Genomic DNA, 6,234 nt, shown 5'->3' on the forward strand with positions numbered 1-6,234 from the left:
TGTGCCGCAACAGGCGCGCGTATCACTATTTTAACCCACCAAATTAAGATCGCCTTAAGGCAAACCGCCCGACCGATCACAAAACGGTCAGGCGAAGGGCGGTTCACCCACCGCCGGCAGCCGCCCGCCGCTCGGACCCGGTATGTAGGATACCCGTGGCGTCGGCGTCGAAATCCCGCGATCGTCGAAAATCCGCATCACCAGTTCGCTATAGAGCCGGCCCGGCCCCCACTGTTTTCCGGCTAGCGTCTTGATGCGCGCCCGCAGACTCATCGAGGCCGGGGTGATCGCGATCAGTCCCTGCAGATCGAGATCGTCCAGGATCACGTCCTTGTGCTCGGTCTCCATCACCTGCGCAAAGGCATCGCGCATGGCCTGCTTGACCTCCTCGATATTGCTGTCACGCGACACTTCAAACTCGGCCACATAGAACGAGAAGCCGCGCACCATGTTGGACACCTGGTCGACCGACGAAAACGGGATCAGATGCACCGTGCCGCTCATGTCGCGGATCGTCACCGAGCGGATGGTGAGCTTTTCCACCACGCCCGCCTTGCCCGCCGCCTCGACCACATCACCCTCATTCATCACATTCTCGAACTGGATGAAGATGCCGGTGATGATGTCCTGCACCAGCTTCTGCGCGCCGAAACCGATGGCGAGGCCGATGACACCGGCGCCCGCCAGCAGTGGTGCGATATTGACCCCGATCTGCCCCAGAGCCAGCATTAGTCCGAACACCGCCAGCGCCACCGTGAACGCATTCTTGAACAGGTTCAGCAGCGTCTTCTCGCGCGCCGTCGGCATGTTGATCGTAGTGTTGAGCCGATACTCCACCCACGACGCCACCACCACATAGGCGACGATACAGGCGACCACGATCAGCAGTGCCGAAATCGCCGAACCGGCAACGCCCTGCCCCTGCTCGCTCGAGATCCAGCCGACGAAGTCGAAAATCGCCCAAGCCTGCGCAATGGCGACCAGCACTGCAGCCACCACCACCCAGCGCACGATATTCATCATCGTCGGCACGAAGGTGGTGAGCCGCGCCTCGAGCAGCGGCAGGCGTTGCCTTATGTCGTCGGGCAGCTTGAGCCCGATGCCGACAAACCGCGAGATGAACCCCACCACCAGCACGCCGACCAGAATGGCGATCGCCGTCTGTATCGTCGCGCCGATCATGAAGGGCAGCGCATGGTCCGGATTGGTGACCCAGACCACCAGCAATGCCAGCAGATACGCAATGGCCACCATGTGCCAGTATTGGCCCGCCGCCATGATGAAGCGGCCGTAATTGTCGTCGCCGCGCCGATGCGCCCATGCCGCCAGCTGGTTGCGCACTGGCTGCTTGTTCTGCATGACGACGATGATGCCGATGATCACTGCCGTCACCATCGCCAGCAGTTGGATGCCGCCGCCCGTCGCCAGCGACAGGTTGGCCGCCACCAGTGGCGATACGAACATGAAGGCATAGCCCAGCAGGGAAATCACCCGCCCGAGCCAGAACGACCAATAGGCGGCATTGCTGTCGTTGATCGGCAGCAGTCGCAACGGCTCGGCATGCGGCGCCAGCACTGAGCGCACCACCATCTTGGTCATCTCGACGAACAGGAACGCGTTCAACAGCAACGACTGGTTGATGCCCATTGCACCATCGCGCCCCCCGATCACATTGAGCGCCAGCACATAGCCGATGCCCCAGGCCAGCAGCACCGAGCCGGCATCAATCCCCGCCCCGCCCAACGCACCGGCAATGCGCAGCATCCAGCCCCGCCCCGCGACGCGGCGCGCGATTCCCTTTTGAAGCCACCGCACCACGATGCGCAGGAAGAGAAAGCTGCCGATCAGGGCCACGCCGGTCAGCACCACGCCGATGGCTGCGTCGCGCAGCGCGTCGAAATCGGCGTTGCCGGCGCCGGCAATGCCCTGCCCCAAATCCACTGATAGCTGCCCCAGCTCGCGCAGCGTCGCCGCCGTTCCCTCGGCCACCGCCCGCGTATACTCCGCCAGTTGCCGCGCGATGCTCAGGTCATTGCCCGGCTCCTCAATCGGCGCCTCGCCTCCCGCGGTCTGTTGCAACCGCTCGATCAGTTGCGCCCGCGTTTGGTCATTTTCGAGGATCCGCACCAGCGTCTCGATATCGGCATCCGAGCTGGCGGGCGCCTCGACCGGAACTGGCACCTGTGCCGACGCTGTCAGCGGCCACATCATCAAGGCCAGGAAAATGAACAAAATACGCATGCAATGACCCTGCGACCGCAAAAAGGGAATTTTGAAACAGCCCACGTCATGGCTGTCGAATGTGGATACGCTGAGGCGACAAGATCGTTCAACCCATGCGTTGCATCGAGAGGATTGCCCATGACCACCATCAATGCCGATTTCACCGATGACGATCTGGCCTTATTTGCCCATAGTGGTGCCACGCCCTTGCCCGCCGATGCCGTCGTGGGCAGCCTCCATCATGCCGGAGCAAGCATCTGGCACGCCTCGTTTGGCAGCGGCCCGACGGTCATCCTGCTGCATGGCGGTCTCGGCAATGCCGGCAACTGGGGCCACCAGATCCGACCCTTGCGCGAGGCCGGCTACCGGGTCGTCGTCGTCGACACGCGCGGCCATGGCCGCAGCACGCGCGATGATCAACGCTACACCTACCACCTACTCGCATCGGACGTGCTCGCGGTCATGGACAGCCTCGACATTGCGACCGCCGCGCTCATCGGCTGGAGCGACGGCGCCTGCACTGCCCTTGTGCTGGCCGACCAGCATCCAGAACGCGTCAGCGGCGTCTTCTTCTTCGCCTGCAACATGGACCCGTCAGGGACACTACCCTTTGTGCCAACGCCGGTGATCGACAACTGCTTTGCCCGCCACAAGGCGGACTATGCCGCCCTCTCGGCGACGCCGGATGATTTCGACGCCTTCGTCGAAGCCGTCGGCAGCATGCAACGCACCGAGCCCAACTATTCCGCCACCGATCTGGCCGCCATCCGCGTCCCCGTCACCATTGTCCACAGCACCGGCGACGAATTCATCCGCCCCGAACACGCGGCCTATCTCGCAGCAACCATTCCCGGCGCCCGGCTGGTCACGCTCGACGGTGTCACCCATTTCGCGCCGCTTCAGCGCCCTGCTGTGTTCAACGCGGCTTTACTCGACTTCCTTGCAGCGCGATCCTGAACGCGTTCACCACAGGTAGACACGATGACTGCACCCAACATCGAGATTCGCCCCATCCGCGAACAGGACATTGGCGCATTTCGCGCCGCGGTCGACGCCGTCGCGCGTGAACGGCACTACCTCAGCACGCCGCAAGGCCCGACGCTTGAGGGTGCCGCCAACTTCGTTCGCAACAACATCGAGAAGGGCAATCCGCAATTTGTGGCCATTGTCGACGGGTCACTGGTCGGCTGGTGCGACATTGTTCGCGGGGAAGGCGACTTCAAGCGCCATGTCGGCACCATGGGCATGGGTCTGCTTCCACCCTGGCGCGAGCGCGGCATCGGCCGCCAGCTTCTGGCCAGGACGCTGGCGGCCGCCGACGCAGTAGATTTGTCGCGCGTCGAACTCAGCGTCCACGCCAGCAACGAGCGCGCCATTCGCCTTTACGAAAGCCTCGGTTTCGAACACGAGGGCCGGCAACGCAGCGCCCGCTTCATCGATAGCAGGTTCGAGGACATCGTGTTGATGGCACGCCTGGCGCCGTCGCTGCTGCTATAACCGACAGGCACCCCGCCTAGACGCTCACCACATCTGCCAGTCGCCGCAGGAAGTCCTTTGCCTGGGCCAGCACGGCAGCGGCCGCACTGTCTATGTTTTCGTCATGTCCGTCGGCCAACACGATGATCCGCTCCAGGAGACTGAGCCGCTCGCCGTCCAGATTGCCGGGCAGCTCGAGATCGACTGCCGTCATCAGCGCCTGCCGCATCTCCTGCAACTTGGTCAACAAGGCGAACCGTCCATAGAGCTGGCGCGCGACGGCGGGATCGCGGCGCCAATTCCGCGTTGCGAACACTGCCGTTGCCCGCTGTCCGGCGCCCAGGCACTCGAATGCCTCGCAGCCATCATAGCCGAGCGCCTCACGGCGGGCATGAATTGAGCAGCGAAACGCTGCGTCGAGATGGTAACAGGGTTCGCCGGCCACCTTGTCATGCCCGAAACGATCGGAGCGGTCGAAGGACAGCGCCACGCAGCACAGCCCCACGCACTGGCTGCAGTCGGATTGAAGCTCAGACTCGGTCATTTTCCGCGCAACCTCCGCCATCAAACTCCAGAACGACAAAACCCCCCACCGTTTCCGGTGAGGGGTTTTGAATTTCTTTCGACATTGTAACGAGACCGTATGTTTTTGGCAGACCTTGCAGCGACCTACTCTCCCAAGCCTTGAGACTTAGTACCATTGGCGCAGAGGAATTTGACGGTCGAGTTCGGGATGGGATCGGGTCTTGGGCTCCTCGCAAGAACCACAAGGTCAGCGAAAAACATACGGGTGAATTCTGGTTTTTGTATTTAGGACCAACACTCTCCCATGCAAGGAGTGTTGATCGAGTGTAATCTAACCGATCGTACAATCACAATCTATGCGGACATAGATTAATGAGAACGATCAAGCCAATCGAGCTATTAGTACCGGTAAGCTTCACATATTGCTACGCTTCCACACCCGGCCTATCGACGTGGTGGTCTTCCACGGCTCTCAAGGGAATACTAGTTTTGAAGGAGGCTTCCTGCTTAGATGCTTTCAGCAGTTATCCCGTCCGAATTTAGCTACCCTGCAATGCGGCTGGCGCCACAACAGGTCCACCAGAGATTCGTCCAACCCGGTCCTCTCGTACTAGGGTCAGCTCTTCTCAATATTCCTACACCCACGGCAGATAGGGACCGAACTGTCTCACGACGTTCTAAACCCAGCTCACGTACCACTTTAAATGGCGAACAGCCATACCCTTGGGACCTGCTCCAGCCCCAGGATGTGATGAGCCGACATCGAGGTGCCAAACAATGCCGTCGATATGGACTCTTGGGCATTATCAGCCTGTTATCCCCAGCGTACCTTTTATTCGTTGAGCGATGGCCCTTCCACGCGGGACCACCGGATCACTATGACCGACTTTCGTCTCTGCTCGACTTGTCAGTCTCGCAGTCAGGCAGGCTTATGCCATTGCACTCAGCGACCGATTTCCGACCGGTCTGAGCCCACCATCGCGCGCCTCCGTTACTCTTTGGGAGGCGACCGCCCCAGTCAAACTACCCACCATACGCTGTCCCGGACACTGTTATGCCGCGGTTAGACATCTATGACGATAAGGGTGGTATCTCATCTTGCGGCTCCACAGAAACTAGCGTCCCTGCTTCAAAGCCTACCACCTATCCTGCACATGCCGACACAAATGCCAGCGTAAAGCTATAGTAAAGGTGCATGGGGTCTTTCCGTCTGACCGCAGGAACCCCGCATCTTCACGGGGAATTCAATTTCGCTGAGTCTATACTGGAGACAGTGGGGAAGTCGTTACGCCATTCGTGCAGGTCGGAACTTACCCGACAAGGAATTTCGCTACCTTAGGACCGTTATAGTTACGGCCGCCGTTTACCGGGGCTTCATTTCAGGGCGTTAACCCCTCCATTTAACCTTCCGGCACCGGGCAGGCGTCAGACCCTATACGTCGATTTGCATCTTCGCAGAGCCCTGTGTTTTTAGTAAACAGTCGCCACCCCCTCTTTTGTGCCACTCCTACAAGGTTGCCCTCGTAGAAGTCATGCTTATCCCGAAGTTACGCATGCAATTTGCCGAGTTCCTTCAGTATAGTTCTCTCAAGCGCCTTGGTATACTCTACCAGTCCACCTGTGTCGGTTTAGGGTACGGTCAATGTTGGTGGAGCTATTTCCAGGAACCGGCTCACTGCACCCCCAATCCAATAAGGGGATACCGCTCTGCGCGATCCGTCACTACCACCTGGTTCACGAATATTAACGTGATTCCCATCGGCTACGCATTTCTGCCTCACCTTAGGGGCCGACTAACCCTGCGCTGATTAGCATTGCGCAGGAACCCTTGGACTTTCGGCGAAAGTGTCTCTCACACTTTTTGTCGCTACTCATGTCATCATTCGCACTTCCGATACCTCCACGGCCCCTCACAGGTACCGCTTCGCAGGCTTACGGAACGCTCCGCTACCGCTTACACATAAGTGTAAACCCTAAGCTTCGGTGCATAGTTTTAGACCCGGTACATCT

4 protein-coding genes and 2 rRNA genes (1 of these 6 cut by a window edge) are annotated in these 6,234 nt (G+C 59.9%); 2 read left to right on the forward strand and 4 right to left on the reverse strand.

What is annotated here, in order from left to right:
* Positions 1-87 precede the first annotated feature (87 nt).
* Entirely contained in the window at positions 88-2,241 is a 2,154-nt protein-coding gene (locus IM737_RS10555; protein ID WP_236893852.1) for a mechanosensitive ion channel domain-containing protein, read from the reverse strand.
* Positions 2,242-2,361: 120 nt separating this feature from the next.
* Here IM737_RS10555 and IM737_RS10560 point away from each other — a divergent pair, with 120 nt between their 5' ends.
* Positions 2,362-3,180: an alpha/beta fold hydrolase gene (locus tag IM737_RS10560; RefSeq protein ID WP_236893853.1), complete on the forward strand. Its 819-nt coding sequence runs from the start codon at positions 2,362-2,364 to the stop codon at positions 3,178-3,180.
* Positions 3,181-3,204: 24 nt separating this feature from the next.
* The gene (locus IM737_RS10565) at positions 3,205-3,720 is read left to right on the forward strand and encodes a GNAT family N-acetyltransferase (protein WP_236893854.1); all 516 of its coding nucleotides are present in this window, start codon (positions 3,205-3,207) and stop codon (positions 3,718-3,720) included.
* Positions 3,721-3,736: 16 nt separating this feature from the next.
* On the opposite strand, the gene IM737_RS10570 is transcribed toward IM737_RS10565, so the two are convergent.
* The 3 genes from IM737_RS10570 to IM737_RS10580 form a co-directional block, all read right to left on the reverse strand.
* Complete coding sequence (locus IM737_RS10570; RefSeq protein ID WP_236893855.1) at positions 3,737-4,243, reverse strand: hypothetical protein; 507 nt, start codon at positions 4,241-4,243, stop codon at positions 3,737-3,739.
* A gap of 112 nt (positions 4,244-4,355) precedes the next feature.
* Positions 4,356-4,471 (reverse strand): 5S ribosomal RNA (rrf, locus tag IM737_RS10575).
* A gap of 131 nt (positions 4,472-4,602) precedes the next feature.
* A 23S ribosomal RNA gene (locus tag IM737_RS10580) occupies positions 4,603-6,234 on the reverse strand; it runs 1,089 nt beyond the window's last position.

Origin of the sequence: Devosia sp. SL43, from assembly GCF_021729885.1 — a bacterium.
GTDB lineage: Bacteria > Pseudomonadota > Alphaproteobacteria > Rhizobiales > Devosiaceae > Devosia.

Excerpts from the sequence above, each read along its gene's own strand:
- IM737_RS10560 (WP_236893853.1), top strand. The coding sequence starts at position 2,362 with ATGACCACCATCAATGCCGATTTCACCGATGACGATCTGGCCTTATTT.
- IM737_RS10565 (WP_236893854.1), top strand. The coding sequence starts at position 3,205 with ATGACTGCACCCAACATCGAGATTCGCCCCATCCGCGAACAGGACATT.
- IM737_RS10555 (WP_236893852.1), bottom strand. The coding sequence starts at position 2,241 with ATGCGTATTTTGTTCATTTTCCTGGCCTTGATGATGTGGCCGCTGACA.
- IM737_RS10570 (WP_236893855.1), bottom strand. The coding sequence starts at position 4,243 with ATGACCGAGTCTGAGCTTCAATCCGACTGCAGCCAGTGCGTGGGGCTG.